The following is a 16781-nucleotide window of genomic DNA, read 5'->3' as shown; positions in this document are numbered from 1 at the left end:
ACGCTGAGGGGGACTGTCTACCCCCTCACGCAAGCGCTTTGCCTAAATTCGCCAATATGGCTTTTTGCAAACGTTTGCGATGTGTGAATGAGTTCTAAACCAATAACCGGCCAACCCAAAAAAGCCGGCATAAAAAGAAAGTAAAGGAGCTTCACCCATGAAACTGAGCAGCACCGCGATACTGGCCCTGGCCATAAGCAGCATCACCGCCGGAGCCCATGCTGAAAGCGTCAGCCAGGCATTCGTTCCAACGCAACTGGCCAGCACCAGCGCCCAATCCGAAGCCAAAGGCTTCATCGATGGCCAAAGCCTGTCGGGTTCGACCCGTAACTGGTACGCCAACGAAGACAAGCAGCGCGGCGGCACCTTCAATTACGAGCGCCACGGCGAAACCCTGACCGGTTCGCGCCGGATCAACTGGGTTCAGGGCACCATCCTGAACTACACCTCGGGCTTCACCCAAGGCACCGTGGGTATCAGTACCGAAGTGGCGGCTTACAACGCCATCGCACTGGATCGCAGCCGCGAGGACATCAAGGGCGGTTCCAACCGTACCCTCGCCCACTCCAACGGCGACGCAGTCGATCAGTGGAGCAAACTCGGCCTGGCCAACGTCAAGGCGCGTATCTCCAACACTACCCTGACCGCCGGCCGCATGAACTTCAGCAGCCCGATCGTCGATGTCATCGGCAACCGTCCGCTGCCTTCGAGCTTCGAAGGTGTGGCGATCCACAGTGAAGAATTCGACAATCTGTCGTTCGACCTCGCCACGTTCGACCGCGTGTCGCCACGTACCGAGCAGAGCCTGTCGAAATTCCGTACCGAATACAGCAACACCGGTGTTGAAACCGACCACGTCAACACTGCCGGCGTGAACTATCAGCCGCTCAAGAGCCTGAAAACCAGCCTCTACGCAACCCAGGCTGAAGACTTCTGGAACCAGTACTACTTCGGCGCCACTCACGAACTGGGCGACAGCTCGGTACTGAGCCTGACCACCGGCCTGAACTACTACAAGACCGTCGACGAAGGCAAAAGGTTGATGGGCCAGATCGACAACGACACCTACTCGCTGTCGTTCGGTCTGACTCACCAGGCGCACAGCCTGACCTTCTCGTATCAGGAAGTGAACGGTAACGAGTACTTCGACTACCTGCACGAAACCAACGGCATCTACCTGGCCAACTCCCTGCTGTCGGACTTCAACGGACCGAACGAGAAGTCCTTCCAGATTGCCTACGGCATCAACATGGCCGAGTACGGTATTCCTGGCCTGAAGTTCAACGCCTATAGCGCTCGCGGCTGGGGCATCGACGGTACTCACTACGTCGGTACCGCTTACGACGTGAACAAAATGGACGGCGAACACCATTACGAATACGGCATCGGCTCCTCGTACGCCGTGCAAAGCGGCCCGCTCAAGGCCACCACTATTCGCGCGACCTACACCACCCACCGCGCCAGTGAAAACCAGTCCGACGGCAGCATCAACGAATTCCGTCTCGTGACCACAGTTCCATTCAACATCCTGTAAAAACGCCAACCGACGGCTGACTCATGATGAGTCGGCCGTTCGGTTTTTTGTCTTCAACCGATTGCAGAGGGTTATCGATGAAAATGCTTCCCCTACGTGCGGCCGTCGCTGCCGCGTTGTTGAGCGCCGCCATCGGCGTCTCGGCCAAACCCTTGGTGGTCTGCACCGAAGCCAGTCCGGAAGGCTTCGACATGGTCCAGTACACAACTGCAGTCACTGCCGATGCGGTGGCCGAAACGATCTTCAACCGTCTGGTCGACTTCAAGCCTGGCACCACCGAAGTGGTCCCTGCGCTGGCCGACTCCTGGGAAATCAGCGATGACGGTCTGACGTACACGTTCCACCTGCGCAAAGGCGTCAAGTTTCACACCACCGAATACTTCAAGCCGACCCGCGACATGAATGCCGACGATGTGCTTTGGAGCTTCCAGCGTCAGCTGGACCCGAATCACCCGTGGCACAAACTGTCGAGCGTGGGCTTCCCGTACTTTGAAAGCATGGGCTTCAAGGAACTGCTCAAGAACGTGGAAAAGGTTGACGACAACACCGTCAAGTTCACCCTGACCCGCCGCGAAGCACCGTTCCTTGCCGATGTGGCCATGCCGTTCACCGCGATCTACTCCGCCGAGTACGCCGATCAGTTGCTCAAGGCCAACAAGACCGGCGATCTCAACAACAAGCCTGTCGGCACCGGCCCGTTCGTCTTCCAGCGCTACGCCAAGGATGCGCAGGTGCGCTTCAAGGCCAACGCCGAGTACTTCCGTGGCAAGCCACCAGCCGACGCGTTGATTCTGGCAATCGCCACCGACAACAACGTGCGCCTGCAAAAGCTCAAGGCCAACGAGTGCCAGATCGCGCTGTATCCGAAACCGGATGACATCCCGAGCATCAAGAAAGACAGCAATCTGAAGGTTGATGAGCTGAACGCGATGACCGTTTCCTACATCGCCATGAACACCCAGCACAAATACATGAGCGACGTGCGCGTGCGTAAGGCGATCGACATCGCCTTCGACAAAGCCGCTTACGTCAATGCGCTGTTCGGCAAGGGCAACGCGACCGTCGCGGTCAACCCGTACCCGGATACCCTGCTCGGCTACAACACCGAGCTGAAGAACCCGCCACGTGACCTCGACAAGGCTCGCGCCCTGCTCAAGGAAGCCGGGGTTCCGGAAGGCACCGTGTTTACCCTGTTTACCCGCAACGGCGGCGGTCCGACCAACCCGAACCCTATGCTCGGCGCACAGATGATGCAGGCTGACCTGGCGAAAGTCGGGATCAAGATCGACATCCGCGTCATGGAATGGGGCGAAATGCTTAAACGCGCCAAGGCCGGCGAGCACGACATGGTCTCGGCCGGATGGGCGGGTGACAACGGCGACCCGGATAACTTCCTGACGCCTATGCTCAGTTGCGAAGCCGCCAAGAACGGCGAAAACTACGCGCGCTGGTGCAACGAGAAATTCCAGGCGCTGATCGACGAAGCACGGGCTAAAGTAGATCCGGCCGAACGCGCCAAGCTGTATGAACAAGCCCAGGTGATCTTTAACCAGGATCAACCATGGATCAGCATGGCCCACACCCGTATGTTTACTGCAATGCGCAACAACGTAGAGGGCTATCACATCAGCCCCCTGACAACTAATAACTTCGCCACCACCCAGGTGAAGTAGATAAGAAACTCCCGGCCTCCCTGATCCCAGGGAAGCCGGGCACGCCTAACCGGCTGATGAGGTACCACACAAGATGTTTAGTTTTATTGCCCGCCGACTGGGGTTGTTGATCCCCACGTTTTTCGGCATCACCCTGCTGACTTTCGCGTTGATTCGCATGATTCCTGGCGACCCCGTGGAAGTGATGATGGGCGAACGTCGGGTCGACCCCGAAATGCACGCTCAGGCAATGGAACGCCTAGGTCTGAACAAACCGTTGTATGCCCAGTATCTGGACTACATCGGCAAACTGGCCCAAGGCGATCTCGGCGAATCCCTGCGTACTCGTGAGAGCGTATGGACCGAGTTCACCTCTCTTTTCCCGGCGACCCTGGAACTGTCCATGGCCGCCCTGCTGTTCGCCGGCATTCTGGGCCTTCTGGCCGGGGTGATCGCGGCACTCAAGCGAGGATCATTATTCGACCATGGGGTGATGGGCATCTCCCTCGCGGGTTATTCGATGCCGATCTTCTGGTGGGGCCTGATCCTGATCATGTTCTTCTCGGTGAGCCTGGGCTGGACGCCGGTATCCGGGCGGATCGACCTGCTCTACGACATCGAGCCACGCACCGGTTTCATGCTGATCGATACGCTGCTGGCCGATGACATGGGCGCGTTCCTCGATGCCCTGCATCACCTGATCCTGCCGGCCATCGTGCTCGGCACCATCCCGCTGGCCGTTATCGCGCGGATGACCCGCTCGTCGATGCTCGAAGTCCTGCGCGAAGACTACATCCGTACCGCCAAGGCCAAAGGCCTGTCGCCATCGCGCGTAGTGTTCGTTCACGGTCTGCGTAACGCGCTGATTCCGGTGCTGACGGTTGTGGGTCTGCAAGTCGGTACTTTGCTGGCCGGTGCTGTCCTGACCGAAACCATTTTCTCCTGGCCCGGCATTGGCAAATGGCTGATTGAAGCCATCGGCGCCCGGGACTATCCGGTCGTGCAAAACGGCATCCTGTTAATCGCCTGCCTGGTGATTCTGGTCAACTTCGTAGTGGATATCCTCTACGGCTTTGCCAACCCACGCATCCGTCATCAGCGCTGAGATCATGACCATGACCACTCCAGCTTCAACTCAAAATCAAGCGGTAGCAGTCGATCAAAGCCTGCTGTATCCGTCCCCGTACAAAGAATTCTGGCAAGCGTTTTCCAAGAACAAAGGTGCCGTTGCCGGCCTGATGTTCATGTTGCTGGTGATTTTCTGCGCGCTGTTCGCCCCTTGGGTGGCGCCGCATAACCCGAGCGAGCAATACCGCGACTTCCTGCTGACGCCACCGGCGTGGCTTGAAGGCGGGCAGATGCAATTTTTGCTCGGCACCGATGAACTGGGCCGTGATCTGCTGTCGCGTCTGATCCAGGGTTCGCGCCTGTCGCTGCTGATCGGCTTGTCGTCGGTCGTGATGTCGCTGATCCCGGGGATTCTGCTCGGTCTGTTCGCCGGTTTCTTCCCGAAAATGATTGGCCCGACCATCATGCGTCTGATGGACATCATGCTGGCCCTGCCGTCCTTGCTGCTGGCTGTGGCGATTGTCGCCATCCTCGGCCCTGGCCTGATCAACACCGTGATCGCCATTGCTGTGGTGTCCCTGCCGTCGTATGTGCGTCTGACCCGCGCTGCGGTGATGGGCGAACTGAACCGCGACTACGTGACCGCCGCGCGCCTGGCCGGTGCCGGTCTGCCACGCCTGATGTTCATCACCGTGCTGCCCAACTGCATGGCACCGCTGATCGTTCAGGCAACCTTGAGTTTCTCTTCGGCGATTCTCGATGCCGCTGCCCTGGGCTTCCTCGGTCTTGGCGTACAACCGCCAACCCCTGAGTGGGGCACCATGCTGGCCTCGGCCCGCGACTACATCGAACGCGCCTGGTGGGTGGTGAGCCTGCCTGGTTTGACCATTTTGCTCAGCGTGCTGGCAATCAACCTGATGGGCGACGGTCTGCGCGATGCGCTGGACCCGAAACTCAAGAATGCCGCCTGAGGAGATTCAAATGTCACTGTTGGAAATCAAGAATCTCAACGTTCGTTTCGGCGACAAGAACGCTGTGCCGGTGGTCGATGGCCTCGACATCAGCGTCGACAAGGGCGAAGTGCTGGCGATCGTGGGCGAGTCCGGTTCGGGCAAATCCGTGACCATGATGGCGCTGATGGGCCTGATCGAACACCCGGGGATCGTTACCGCCGATGCGCTGAATTTCGACGGCAAGAACATGCTCAAGCTGAGCAACCGTCAGCGTCGGCAGATCGTCGGTAAAGACCTGGCGATGGTCTTTCAGGACCCGATGACCGCGCTCAACCCGAGCTACACCGTCGGTTTCCAGATCGAAGAAGTGCTGCGCCTGCACCTGAAAATGTCCAGCAAACAAGCGCGCAAACGCGCCATCGAACTGCTGGAAAAAGTTGAAATCCCGGGCGCGGCCAGCCGTATGGACGCCTACCCGCATCAACTGTCCGGCGGTATGAGCCAGCGTGTGGCGATTGCCATGGCGATTGCCGGCGAGCCGAAACTGCTGATCGCGGATGAGCCGACCACCGCACTCGACGTGACGATTCAGGCGCAGATCATGGACCTGCTGCTGGCGTTGCAGAAAGAGCAGAACATGGGCCTGGTGCTGATCACTCACGACCTCGCGGTCGTCGCGGAAACCGCCCAGCGTGTGTGCGTGATGTACGCCGGCCAGGCTGTTGAAGTCGGTCAGGTACCGCAACTGTTCGACATCCCGGCGCACCCGTACAGCGAAGCGCTGCTCAAGGCGATTCCGGAACACAGCCAGGGTGCCGATCGTCTGGCGACACTGCCGGGCATCGTCCCGGGCCGTTACGACCGTCCGCAGGGTTGCCTGCTGTCGCCGCGCTGCCCGTACGTGCAGGAAAGTTGCCGCGCGCAGCGTCCGACCCTTGATCCGAAAAGCCACAGCCTCGCCCGCTGCTTCTACCCGCTGAACCAGGAGGTGGCGTAATGGCCGTCGTACTTACCGCCCGCGACCTGACCCGTCACTACGAAGTGTCCCGTGGCCTGTTCAAGGGCCACGCGACAGTGCGCGCGCTTAACGGCGTGTCATTCGAACTGGAAGCCGGCAAGACCCTCGCGGTCGTCGGCGAGTCGGGTTGCGGCAAATCCACTTTGGCGCGCGCCCTGACCCTGATTGAAGAGCCGTCGTCCGGCTCGCTGAAAATCGCCGGGCAAGAAGTAGCCGGCGCCGACAAGGCCCAGCGCAAGCAACTGCGCAAAGACGTGCAGATGGTGTTCCAGAGCCCGTACGCCTCGTTGAACCCACGGCAGAAAGTCGGTGATCAACTGGCCGAACCGCTGTTGATCAACACCAACCTGTCCGCCGCCGAACGCCGCGAGAAAGTCCAGGCGATGATGAAGCAGGTCGGCTTGCGTCCTGAGCATTACCAGCGTTATCCGCACATGTTCTCCGGCGGTCAGCGCCAGCGGATCGCCCTCGCTCGGGCGATGATGCTGCAACCGAAAGTGCTGGTGGCGGACGAACCGACTTCGGCGCTGGACGTGTCGATTCAGGCGCAGGTGCTGAACCTGTTCATGGATCTGCAGCAGGAGTTCAACACCGCTTACGTGTTCATCTCGCACAACCTCGCGGTGGTGCAACACGTGGCCGATGACGTGATGGTGATGTACCTCGGTCGCCCGGTGGAAATGGGCCCGAAGAACGACATCTACGAACGCCCTCTTCACCCGTACACCCAGGCGCTGCTGTCGGCGACCCCGACCATCCACCCGGACCCGAACAAGCCGAAAATCAAGATCGTCGGCGAACTGCCCAACCCGCTGAACCCGCCACCGGGCTGCGCTTTCCACAAGCGCTGCCCGTACGCGACCGAGCGTTGCAGCACTGAAGAGCCGGCATTGCGCTTGCTCGACAATCGGCAGGTGGCTTGCCACTACGCCGAGCAGTTCCTTGATGGTGCGGCGTAAGCATTTGCGCGAAACATGCAAAACCCTGTGGGAGCGGGCTTGCCCGCGATGACGTCGTGTCAGCCAACTGATTTGTCGACTGACACACCGCAATCGCGGGCAAGCCCGCTCCCACAGAGGATGATGTTGAATTCAGAGATTGCGTACCAAGCAAACCCCTTCTACCTCGACTGTGTATCAGTGGAGGCAGACGGGGTTTTTCTTTGCCTGCAATCTACGTCTGGCTATCGCCTTCGTCCGGATCGTCAGAGTCCGGCTCGTCTGTCATCGAATCATCGTCATCAGCGGTTCCACCCTGCCCCTGATCGCCCGGCTCGGATTCAGACTTGGCGAGCATCAGCCCGCTATGCCCCACCTGCCCGTTGAAGGCCTGGGAATCATGATCCTCGCACTCGGCCCAGGCCGTTGCGGTGCCGAGAGACAGCAGGACCATCACTTTCAACAGCAACAAAACGCGTAGCAATCTGTTTCTCATGATCGATTCCATCCTGTGCAGGTGCGACACAAATGCTGATCAAGTTAAAAAAGTTCCGATCAGCAGTGTTCATCTGATAGGACGTCTCAGAATGAGGGAAAATGCCTTGAGAATGCAGATCCATTGGCGATAACGTCTATATCGAATTTCACTACCGAAGAAGATTGCAACGCTGTCAACAAATAAACCCCACTGCTTTCGTAGGGGGGTCTATTCGCAACTTCAAAATAACCATCTTCTTTCCAGCTGACTACTGTTCAAACCTTACGTTTATATCTGCACTTATTTCTTTCGTTTGTGTCCAGTCATCATCGTTCCTTACGATACTTTTAAAAGTAAGCTTCACACTACTTTCTTTAAAATCAATATTACCCTTGTAGTTTCCAGATATTGAATACCAGCTATAACCTTCCTCCCAGTTGTCCAAGACAGCATTCGCAAAACGCCCATCACCAACGCCAAACTCCGCTGATACTTCCCCGGTAGGACCATCGTTTCTGTAATTGAACCCGACACCGATATCTCCGTACCTTCCAATTATCTGGAGCCCCCCATCCTCCGCCATATGACCGAGCAGCTCATTGGCAATAAATTCACTCTTATCCACGGTGAACCGAATTGTTCCAGATATTTTGGTCATTTGTTGTACTGGCAACATACCCACCTCCTTCCAAGTGTTAGAGAAAAAATTCCTCTAACACTTTTATACAATGGAAAAAACACAGCCACCACTGTAAGACCTGACAGTTGACAAAGAGCAGAACATACGATCACAAGTTTAAATCTGCCACACTGTGCCTTCGTCCCTTTTCGAGGCACAAAAAAAAACCCACAGAGAAATTCTGTGGGTTTTTTTGCACGTCTTAAGTATCGAGGGTCAATAAGCGACACTGATCGTTAGTGATGCTCACGCGTCGCACGGAATTTCACGTCCGGCCAGCGCTCTTCCATCAGGGCCAGGTTAACCCGGGTCGGGGCGAGGTAGGTCAGGTGACCGCCGCCGTCGACTGCAAGGTTTTCTACAGCCTTGTTGGAGAACTCCTCAAGCTTCTTCTTGTCGCTGCATTCGATCCAGCGTGCGGAGTACACGGTGATCGGCTCGTACGAGCACTCAACCTTGTATTCCTCTTTCAAGCGGCTGGCGACCACATCGAACTGCAGCACACCGACGGCGCCGAGGATGATGTCGTTGCTGCGCTCCGGGAAGAACACCTGGGTGGCGCCCTCTTCGGCCAACTGCTGCAAGCCTTGGCGCAGTTGCTTGGATTTCAGCGGATCGCGCAGGCGTACGCGGCGGAACAGTTCCGGGGCGAAGTGCGGGATGCCGGTGAAGCTCAGGGCTTCGCCTTCGCTGAAGGTGTCGCCGATCTGGATGGTGCCGTGGTTGTGCAGGCCGATGATGTCGCCGGCAAACGCCTCTTCCAGTTGCTCACGCTCGGAGGAGAAGAATGTCAGGGCATCGCCGATGCGCACGTCCTTGCCGGTGCGCACGTGGCGCATCTTCATGCCTTTCTCGTACTTGCCGGAGCAAATGCGCATGAAGGCGATGCGGTCGCGGTGTTTCGGGTCCATGTTCGCCTGGATCTTGAAGATGAAGCCCGAGAACTTCTCTTCAACCGGCTCCACGGTGCGCTCGTTGGCGACACGGGCCAGCGGACGCGGCGCCCAATCGACAACGGCGTCGAGCACGTGGTCAACACCGAAGTTGCCCAGCGCGGTACCGAAGAACACCGGGGTCAGTTGACCGTCGAGGAATTCCTGCTGGTTGAATTCGTGGCAGGCACCCTGCACCAGTTCCAGCTGATCGACGAAACGATCGTACTCGTCGCCCAGATGCGCGCGCGCCTCGTCGGAGTCGAGCTTCTCGATGATCCTGGTTTCGGTGCGTTCGTGACCGTGACCGGCGGTGTAGACAATGATGTAGTCGTCGGCCAGGTGATACACGCCTTTGAAATCGCGGTAGCAACCGATCGGCCAGGTGATCGGCGCAGCCTTGATCTTGAGGACGGCTTCGATCTCGTCGAGCAGTTCGATCGGGTCGCGGATGTCGCGGTCGAGTTTGTTGATGAAGCTGACGATCGGCGTGTCACGCAGACGGCAGACGTCCATCAGCGCAATCGTACGCGGCTCGACACCTTTACCGCCGTCGAGAACCATCAATGCCGAGTCCACCGCGGTCAGGGTGCGGTAGGTATCTTCGGAGAAGTCTTCGTGGCCCGGGGTGTCGAGCAGGTTGACCATGTGGTCGCGATACGGGAACTGCATGACCGACGTGGTAATGGAAATACCCCGTTGTTTCTCCATCTCCATCCAGTCGGATGTCGCATGGCGGTCGGATTTACGGGATTTCACCGTGCCCGCAATCGCAATCGCCTTGCCCATCAACAGGAGCTTCTCGGTGATCGTCGTCTTACCGGCATCGGGGTGGGAAATAATGGCGAAAGTGCGGCGTTTCGCGACTTCGGCGGCCTGGTTGGTCATGGGAAATCGCCTGACGGTGATTCAAAAAAGGGCGCCGAGTATAGCTTAAAATGTGACCGCCGAACCACCGTCCCTCGGCGCCGCAAGCCCTGTAGGAGCTGCCGCAGGCTGCGATCTTTTGATCTGTTGCACTAGAACAAAGTCAAAAGATCGCAGCCTTCGGCAGCTCCTACAGGTGGCCAGATGGCATCTTATGTGGGAACCTTTCAGCGCTCGGAGACGTCCATCCCCTGTTACGAATTTTCGTCAGGGGCTGAAAAATCAGCAAGTTAGCCTGACGAGGCTGCGCTCATGGCTCGCTTTCAGACCGCTTTTTGCCGGTGCTGAGGGAGCTGCTTCTCGCGAACGTTTATTCCCGGCAGCCAGGCATGGCATGCGACGGCGTTCGCCGACTATAAAAAAGGAGTCCGCCTGTGGCTATCCGCTATGGCAAAGGGCTGATGGGAGGTGCGGTGGTAATCGCGCTCCTGGCCCTGCTGGTCCACTGGATCGGCATCAACACGATCGAACACTACCGCGACGATTTGTTGTTTTACCTGCAAGCTCATCTGATTCTTGTCCTCGCTTCAATGCTGGCCGCCCTTGTCGTGGGCATCCCCGCCGGCATCTTTCTCAGTCGCCCGACCATGGTTGGCCGCGCTGAACGCTTCATGCAGATCTTCAATATCGGCAACACCGTGCCGCCGCTGGCCGTACTCGCGATCGCCCTGGGGATTCTGGGCATCGGCAGTGGTCCGGCGATCTTCGCTTTGTTCCTCGCTTCCCTGTTGCCGATTGTGCGCAACACCTATGAAGGCCTGAAAAACGTCCAGGGTTCGCTCAAGGAAGCGGCCGTCGGCATCGGCATGACCCCGCGTCAGGTGCTGTGGCAGGTCGAACTACCCAACGCCGTGCCGATCATTGTCGGTGGTGTGCGTGTGGCCTTGGCGATCAATGTCGGGACGGCGCCACTGGCGTTCCTGATCGGCGCCAACAGCCTTGGTAGCCTGATTTTCCCTGGCATCGCCTTGAACAATCAGCCGCAACTGCTGCTCGGCGCCGCGTGCACCGCGCTGCTGGCCCTGCTGCTCGATGGCGTGGTCACCCTCGCCAGCCGTCTCTGGCTGGAACGCGGTTTGCGCCCGTCTTAAGGCCTCGGCAAAGGAATTCACATGAAACGACTTAGCTTTATCTTAGGCTGCGTCCTGCTGTTCGCAGGAATCGCACAAGCCGCCGACAAACCGGTTATCCGCCTCGGCGCCCGCGTGTTCACCGAGCAGACCCTGCTCGCCGAAATCACCGCGCAATACCTGCGCAGCAAAGGCTACGACGCGCAGATCACCGGCGGTCTGGGCAGCAACCTCGCCCGCAGCGCCCACGAAAGTGGCCAGTTGGACATGCTCTGGGAATACACCGGCGTGTCGCTGGTGGCCTATAACCATGTCACCGAAAAACTCGACAGCGCTCAGTCCTACGCCCGGGTGAAAGAACTCGACGCGAAAAAAGGCCTTATCTGGCTGACTCCGTCGAAATTCAGCAACACCTACGCCCTCGCGCTGCCAAAAAAAGTCGCCGAGCAATATCCGCAGATCAACAACATCAGTCAGTTGAACGAGGTGTTGCAGGCTGAAGCGAAGACCAATCATCTGGTCGCACTCGACACCGAGTTCGCCAATCGTTCCGACGGCCTGCTCGGCATGGTCAAGCTCTACGACATGAACCTGAGCCGCAAAAACATTCGGCAGATGGATGCGGGACTGGTTTATACGGCGCTGCGCAACGGCCAAGTGTTTGCCGGCCTGGTCTACACCACCGACGGTCGCTTGAATGCCTTCGGCCTGAAGCTGCTGGAAGACGACAAGCACTACTTCCCCGACTACACCGCCGCACCGGTGGTGCGTCAGGCAACGCTGGACGCCAACCCGAAACTGGCCGAGCAGCTCAAGCCACTGGCCGAACTGTTCGATGACGAAACCATGCGCCAGCTCAACGCGCGGGTCGATGTCGATCACGAAAGCCCATCTGCTGTTGCCGCCGATTTTCTGCGCCAACATCCGTTGAATTAAGGGAGGAAAAGTCATGGAATTCTTGAACGCCTTTTCCCATCTCGACTGGCAGCAGGTGCTGCACCTGACCTGGCAGCACATCACGCTGGTTGGCATCGCTGTCACGCTGGCGATCCTCGTCGGGGTGCCGCTGGGCATTTTGATGACGCGCTTCCCGAGCCTCGCCGGCCCGTTGCAAGCCAGTGCCACGGTGCTGCTGACCGTGCCGTCGATTGCACTGTTCGGCCTGCTGCTGCCGCTCTACTCAAAGTTTGGCCAGGGCCTCGGCCCGATGCCGGCGATCACTGCGGTGTTCCTTTATTCACTGCTGCCGATCATGCGCAACACCTACCTGGCGTTGACCGGCGTTGAGCCGGGCATCCGCGAAGCCGCCCGCGGCATCGGCATGACCTTCGGCCAGCGCCTGCGCATGGTCGAGTTGCCGATTGCGGTGCCGGTGATCCTCGCCGGTGTGCGCACCGCCGTGGTGATGAACATCGGCGTGATGACCATCGCCGCGACCATCGGCGCTGGCGGCCTCGGCGTGTTGATCCTCGCCTCCATCAGCCGCAGTGACATGTCGATGCTTATCGTCGGCGCGCTGCTGGTCAGTCTTCTGGCGATCTTCGCCGACCTGTTTTTGCAATGGCTGCAACGCTCGTTGACTCCAAAAGGATTACTCAAATGATCGAACTTCAAAACCTCAGCAAGACCTTCCAAAGCAACGGCAAAGATGTCAAAGCCGTGGATTCGGTGAGCCTGACCGTCAATGAAGGCGAAATCTGTGTGTTCCTCGGGCCATCGGGTTGCGGCAAAAGCACCACGCTGAAAATGATCAACCGCCTGATCAAACCGACCTCGGGCAAGATCCTGATCAACGGCGAAGACACCACCGATCTGGACGAAGTGACCCTGCGTCGCAACATCGGCTACGTGATCCAGCAGATCGGTCTGTTCCCGAACATGACCATCGAAGAGAACATCGTCGTGGTGCCGAAACTGCTCGGCTGGGACAAGCAGCGATGCCACGACCGCGCCCGCGAACTGATGAGCATGATCAAGCTTGAACCCAAGCAGTATCTGCATCGTTACCCGCGTGAGTTGTCCGGTGGTCAGCAGCAACGTATCGGCGTGATCCGCGCACTGGCGGCAGATGCGCCGCTGTTGCTGATGGACGAACCGTTCGGTGCGGTCGACCCGATCAACCGCGAGATGATCCAGAACGAATTCTTCGAGATGCAGCGCGCGCTGAACAAGACCGTGATCATGGTCAGCCACGACATCGACGAAGCGATCAAGCTGGGTGACAAGATCGCGATCTTCCGCGCCGGCAAGCTGCTGCAGATCGATCACCCGGACACGCTGCTCGCGCATCCGGCGGACGACTTTGTCAGCAACTTCGTTGGCCAGGACAGCACGCTCAAACGTCTGTTGCTGGTGAAGGCTGAAGACGCGGCGGACAACGCGCCGTCGGTGAGCCCGGAAACCCCGGTGGCCGATGCGCTGGAATTGATGGACGAACATGACCGTCGTTATGTCGTCGTCACTTGCTCCGAGAACAAGGCGCTGGGTTATGTGCGACGTCGCGACCTGCACCGTCAGACTGGCACTTGCGCGCAGTATCTTCGCGAGTTCAACGCCACGGCGGCGTACGACGAGCATTTGCGCATCCTGCTGTCGCGCATGTACGAGTTCAACCGCTCGTGGCTGCCGGTGATGGATGCCGACCGGGTGTTCCTGGGTGAGGTCACGCAAGAGTCGATTGCCGAGTATCTGAGCTCCGGCAAATCTCGCGGCGGCAAGACCAGCATCGTTTCGCCGGCTGAGGCGGTAGTCGCCTGATTATCTGGTAAAAACACAAAAACCTGTGGGAGCCAGCCAGCTAGCGATGGGGCAATGCCAGTCAAAACTGTTTTGATGATGAAATTGTCATCGCCAGCAGGCTGGCTCCCACAGGTTTAGTGCAATTCTTGAAGGCTTCACAGGCCGGCAAAAAATATCAACACACGCAGCGTTGAAAGCGCTTCGAAATCCCCCTGCACCACAACCAAAATCCCTCCCGACCTATCTTCTTGCACCCAACGTCGCCGATGTTGCACTCATCACACTTACCCAGGATTTAGCAGACAAAAGCAGCGAACGTGCAGGTATTTTTAACACCAGAAAATCCGTGGGGAACATCTGTTCGTCATCTGGGTCGGCTACAAAGAGTGATATCCGCGTCGTACGTCAGAAGCGTGCAAAAACGCGACATTTTTAGTTGATCTCAGGCCCCTCACGCCCTAAAGTTCGCGCCGAACGTCCATGCTGGAAACGATCCATCCGGCTCAAGTACTGACGACGAGACAGCAAGGCCAAGGGAAAGAAGCTGCATTTCCCATGGCCTTTTTGCTTTCGGCGACATGCCTTGGGAAGTAGGCGAACCAAAGTGGGGATACGGAGGACGTTCATTTTTACCCATGTTTATTATTGTTTGCCCTTAGGAGTTCCCAGCATGTCGATCAACGTCGAAGATTATTTCGAGCGCGCCACTTTTGACAAAATGAAGGCGTTCGCCGACAAGCAAGAAACCCCGTTCGTGGTGATCGACACCGCGATGATCAGCCAGGCCTACGATGACCTGCGCGCCGGTTTTGAATTCGCCAAGGTCTACTACGCAGTCAAGGCCAACCCGGCCGTCGAAATCATCGACCTGCTCAAAGAGAAAGGTTCGAGCTTCGACATCGCCTCGATCTACGAGCTCGACAAAGTGATGGATCGCGGCGTCAGCGCCGACCGTATCAGCTACGGCAACACCATCAAGAAATCCAAGGACATTCGCTACTTCTTTGATAAGGGCGTGCGTCTGTTCTCCACCGATTCCGAAGCCGACCTGCGCAACATCGCCAAGGCTGCGCCGGGCTCGAAAGTCTACGTGCGCATCCTCACCGAAGGCTCGACCACCGCTGACTGGCCTTTGTCGCGCAAATTCGGCTGCCAGACCGACATGGCCATGGACCTGCTGATCCTCGCCCGCGACCTGGGCCTGGTGCCTTACGGCATCTCGTTCCACGTTGGCTCGCAGCAGCGCGACATCAGCGTGTGGGACGCGGCAATCGCCAAGGTCAAAGTGATCTTCGAGCGCCTGAAAGAAGAAGACGGCATCGAGCTGAAGCTGATCAACATGGGCGGTGGCTTCCCGGCCAACTACATCACCCGCACCAACAGCCTGGAAACCTACGCCGAAGAAATCATTCGCTTCCTCAAGGAAGACTTCGGTGATGACCTGCCGGAAATCATTCTGGAGCCGGGCCGTTCGTTGATTGCCAACGCCGGTATTCTGGTCAGCGAAGTGGTGCTGGTCGCACGCAAGTCGCGCACCGCTGTTGAACGCTGGGTTTATACCGATGTGGGCAAATTCTCCGGCCTGATCGAAACCATGGACGAAGCGATCAAGTTTCCGATCTGGACCGAGAAGAAAGGCGAGATGGAAGAAGTCGTCATCGCCGGCCCGACCTGCGACAGCGCCGACATCATGTACGAGAACTACAAGTACGGCCTGCCGCTGAACCTGGCGATCGGTGATCGCATGTACTGGCTGTCGACCGGTGCGTACACCACCAGTTACAGCGCGGTTGAGTTCAATGGCTTCCCGCCGCTGAAGTCGTATTACCTTTAACTGACGCTTTAAATGAAAAGGCCCATGCATGGGCCTTTTTTTATTTGCGCAGCCAAGTCTCAAGCTGGTTAACCATGGCCATGAACTCGTCAGCCAATGCCGTGGTCGCGGCTAGTCTGAAATTCAACTCGCCCAGTTTCGACACGCGTTCTGCCCTTGATAACTCATTGATCGCAGTGTCCATGTACGATCCCGTCGCCTCAAGAAACATACCGACTTGCGAACTCACGGACGCCAGTCCATTGAACAAAGTGCCAATATCAGTTTTGTATTCTGCGGCCCGAATCACTGCATTCGCGGAAGAATAAGTGATATCCCAAAACGGCGTAGTGCGGGCTTCCCGGAACAATTCCTGGACAACCGTTGGCTGGGCATGGCACTGGCAGGAGCGATGATCCATTGCCTTGGTAAATACCGACCTGAGCCCAAAGGACTCGTCATGCACCTCGGCGACTGTATATTTCAGTTGTTGAATCATCGCTCTGATTTGATAAAACCGCAGTACCAATTCGTGAACCAGATCGGGTACATCGTTAGGCGCAAACAGCCTCCAGGTCGGCGACCGGGACAAACTGTACCACTTGAAATCCACCTGACTGAGGGGTTCATTTCTCGAAGTACGACTGGTTATTTCCCGGTTTTCTTGCGCAAACATAGTGAGGTCTGCGACGTAAGCACTGCACAGATTCCGGGCTTCTTCTGTGCGCCCCCAGAGTTCTTGCAAATAGCGCTCATTGAATCGGGCATTGTTCAGACGCGAATCACCGGCCAACACCGCGAGTGCATGACCGCTGGCTTTTCGACGGGCAAATACCACCGGGATGTTGTTGATGGTCGTGTGAAGAGAGCCGAGAAACCTTGTATAGCGATCCAGCACGCGCCGCTGCGCAGCAGAAAGGTCATAGGAAAGTATGTCCATAACTATTCAAGAAGCGATGGGCGCGCAGCCCACCGCCCCA

The 16781-nt window shown here is 57.8% G+C and carries 15 protein-coding genes; 11 read left to right on the top strand and 4 right to left on the bottom strand.

Annotated features, from left to right (window positions below):
• The first annotated feature begins 157 nt into the window (after positions 1–157).
• The 6 genes from ACA061_RS03970 (at position 158) to ACA061_RS03945 (ending at position 7184) form a co-directional block, all read left to right on the top strand.
• The gene (locus ACA061_RS03970; RefSeq protein ID WP_150617116.1) at positions 158–1534 is read left to right on the top strand and encodes an OprD family porin; all 1377 of its coding nucleotides are present in this window, start codon (positions 158–160) and stop codon (positions 1532–1534) included.
• Between the two features lie 77 nt (positions 1535–1611).
• Positions 1612–3207: an ABC transporter substrate-binding protein gene (locus tag ACA061_RS03965; protein WP_150604439.1), complete on the top strand. Its 1596-nt coding sequence runs from the start codon at positions 1612–1614 to the stop codon at positions 3205–3207.
• A gap of 73 nt (positions 3208–3280) precedes the next feature.
• Positions 3281–4291: an ABC transporter permease subunit gene (locus tag ACA061_RS03960; protein ID WP_042557626.1), complete on the top strand. Its 1011-nt coding sequence runs from the start codon at positions 3281–3283 to the stop codon at positions 4289–4291.
• Positions 4292–4295: 4 nt separating this feature from the next.
• A complete protein-coding gene (locus ACA061_RS03955) occupies positions 4296–5225 on the top strand; it encodes an ABC transporter permease subunit (protein WP_390896398.1) in 930 nt (309 codons plus the stop codon).
• 10 nt (positions 5226–5235) lie between these two features.
• Positions 5236–6204 (top strand): ABC transporter ATP-binding protein, encoded by a 969-nt coding sequence (locus ACA061_RS03950; RefSeq protein WP_042557624.1) that lies wholly within the window; start codon positions 5236–5238, stop codon positions 6202–6204.
• Positions 6204–7184, top strand: coding sequence for a peptide ABC transporter ATP-binding protein (locus tag ACA061_RS03945; protein WP_042557623.1), 981 nt, complete (start codon positions 6204–6206; stop codon positions 7182–7184). The genes ACA061_RS03950 and ACA061_RS03945 overlap by 1 nt, the downstream gene beginning before the upstream one ends.
• A 214-nt stretch (positions 7185–7398) precedes the next feature.
• On the opposite strand, the gene ACA061_RS03940 is transcribed toward ACA061_RS03945, so the two are convergent.
• From ACA061_RS03940 to ACA061_RS03930, 3 genes are all read right to left on the bottom strand, one after another.
• A complete protein-coding gene (locus tag ACA061_RS03940) occupies positions 7399–7659 on the bottom strand; it encodes a hypothetical protein (RefSeq protein WP_150617114.1) in 261 nt (86 codons plus the stop codon).
• Positions 7660–7909: 250 nt separating this feature from the next.
• Entirely contained in the window at positions 7910–8317 is a 408-nt protein-coding gene (locus tag ACA061_RS03935) for a hypothetical protein (protein WP_497300648.1), read from the bottom strand.
• 239 nt (positions 8318–8556) lie between these two features.
• Complete coding sequence (locus ACA061_RS03930) at positions 8557–10140, bottom strand: peptide chain release factor 3 (RefSeq protein WP_042557621.1); 1584 nt, start codon at positions 10138–10140, stop codon at positions 8557–8559.
• Positions 10141–10580: 440 nt separating this feature from the next.
• Between ACA061_RS03930 and ACA061_RS03925 the strand changes: the two genes are divergently transcribed.
• The 5 genes from ACA061_RS03925 (at position 10581) to ACA061_RS03905 (ending at position 15822) form a co-directional block, all read left to right on the top strand.
• Positions 10581–11270 carry an ABC transporter permease gene (locus ACA061_RS03925; protein ID WP_169432591.1) on the top strand — a complete coding sequence of 230 codons (690 nt, stop codon included), beginning with the start codon at positions 10581–10583 and terminating at the stop codon, positions 11268–11270.
• Positions 11271–11291: 21 nt separating this feature from the next.
• Complete coding sequence (locus tag ACA061_RS03920) at positions 11292–12185, top strand: glycine betaine ABC transporter substrate-binding protein (RefSeq protein WP_150595073.1); 894 nt, start codon at positions 11292–11294, stop codon at positions 12183–12185.
• Positions 12186–12198: 13 nt separating this feature from the next.
• Complete coding sequence (locus ACA061_RS03915) at positions 12199–12852, top strand: ABC transporter permease (protein ID WP_497300646.1); 654 nt, start codon at positions 12199–12201, stop codon at positions 12850–12852.
• Positions 12849–14006 (top strand): osmoprotectant ABC transporter ATP-binding protein OsmV, encoded by a 1158-nt coding sequence (locus ACA061_RS03910; protein WP_150617112.1) that lies wholly within the window; start codon positions 12849–12851, stop codon positions 14004–14006. The genes ACA061_RS03915 and ACA061_RS03910 overlap by 4 nt, the downstream gene beginning before the upstream one ends.
• A 652-nt stretch (positions 14007–14658) precedes the next feature.
• Positions 14659–15822: a type III PLP-dependent enzyme gene (locus ACA061_RS03905; protein WP_150617111.1), complete on the top strand. Its 1164-nt coding sequence runs from the start codon at positions 14659–14661 to the stop codon at positions 15820–15822.
• Positions 15823–15862: 40 nt separating this feature from the next.
• Here ACA061_RS03905 and ACA061_RS03900 read toward each other — a convergent pair whose 3' ends face one another.
• Complete coding sequence (locus ACA061_RS03900) at positions 15863–16741, bottom strand: hypothetical protein (RefSeq protein ID WP_210554510.1); 879 nt, start codon at positions 16739–16741, stop codon at positions 15863–15865.
• Positions 16742–16781 lie beyond the last annotated feature (40 nt).

It is taken from the genome of Pseudomonas sp. LBUM1668, assembly GCF_059695715.1.
The sequence above is the reverse complement of the archived record's forward strand: the minus strand, read 5'-3'. Positions and strand labels throughout refer to the sequence as shown.

Excerpts from the sequence above, each read along its gene's own strand:
- ACA061_RS03910 (WP_150617112.1), top strand. The coding sequence starts at position 12,849 with ATGATCGAACTTCAAAACCTCAGCAAGACCTTCCAAAGCAACGGCAAA.
- ACA061_RS03900 (WP_210554510.1), bottom strand. The coding sequence starts at position 16,741 with ATGGACATACTTTCCTATGACCTTTCTGCTGCGCAGCGGCGCGTGCTG.
- ACA061_RS03905 (WP_150617111.1), top strand. The coding sequence starts at position 14,659 with ATGTCGATCAACGTCGAAGATTATTTCGAGCGCGCCACTTTTGACAAA.
- ACA061_RS03925 (WP_169432591.1), top strand. The coding sequence starts at position 10,581 with ATGGGAGGTGCGGTGGTAATCGCGCTCCTGGCCCTGCTGGTCCACTGG.
- ACA061_RS03945 (WP_042557623.1), top strand. The coding sequence starts at position 6,204 with ATGGCCGTCGTACTTACCGCCCGCGACCTGACCCGTCACTACGAAGTG.
- ACA061_RS03950 (WP_042557624.1), top strand. The coding sequence starts at position 5,236 with ATGTCACTGTTGGAAATCAAGAATCTCAACGTTCGTTTCGGCGACAAG.
- ACA061_RS03960 (WP_042557626.1), top strand. The coding sequence starts at position 3,281 with ATGTTTAGTTTTATTGCCCGCCGACTGGGGTTGTTGATCCCCACGTTT.
- ACA061_RS03965 (WP_150604439.1), top strand. The coding sequence starts at position 1,612 with ATGAAAATGCTTCCCCTACGTGCGGCCGTCGCTGCCGCGTTGTTGAGC.
- ACA061_RS03930 (WP_042557621.1), bottom strand. The coding sequence starts at position 10,140 with ATGACCAACCAGGCCGCCGAAGTCGCGAAACGCCGCACTTTCGCCATT.
- ACA061_RS03920 (WP_150595073.1), top strand. The coding sequence starts at position 11,292 with ATGAAACGACTTAGCTTTATCTTAGGCTGCGTCCTGCTGTTCGCAGGA.
- ACA061_RS03955 (WP_390896398.1), top strand. The coding sequence starts at position 4,296 with ATGACCATGACCACTCCAGCTTCAACTCAAAATCAAGCGGTAGCAGTC.
- ACA061_RS03935 (WP_497300648.1), bottom strand. The coding sequence starts at position 8,317 with ATGTTGCCAGTACAACAAATGACCAAAATATCTGGAACAATTCGGTTC.
- ACA061_RS03940 (WP_150617114.1), bottom strand. The coding sequence starts at position 7,659 with ATGAGAAACAGATTGCTACGCGTTTTGTTGCTGTTGAAAGTGATGGTC.
- ACA061_RS03970 (WP_150617116.1), top strand. The coding sequence starts at position 158 with ATGAAACTGAGCAGCACCGCGATACTGGCCCTGGCCATAAGCAGCATC.
- ACA061_RS03915 (WP_497300646.1), top strand. The coding sequence starts at position 12,199 with ATGGAATTCTTGAACGCCTTTTCCCATCTCGACTGGCAGCAGGTGCTG.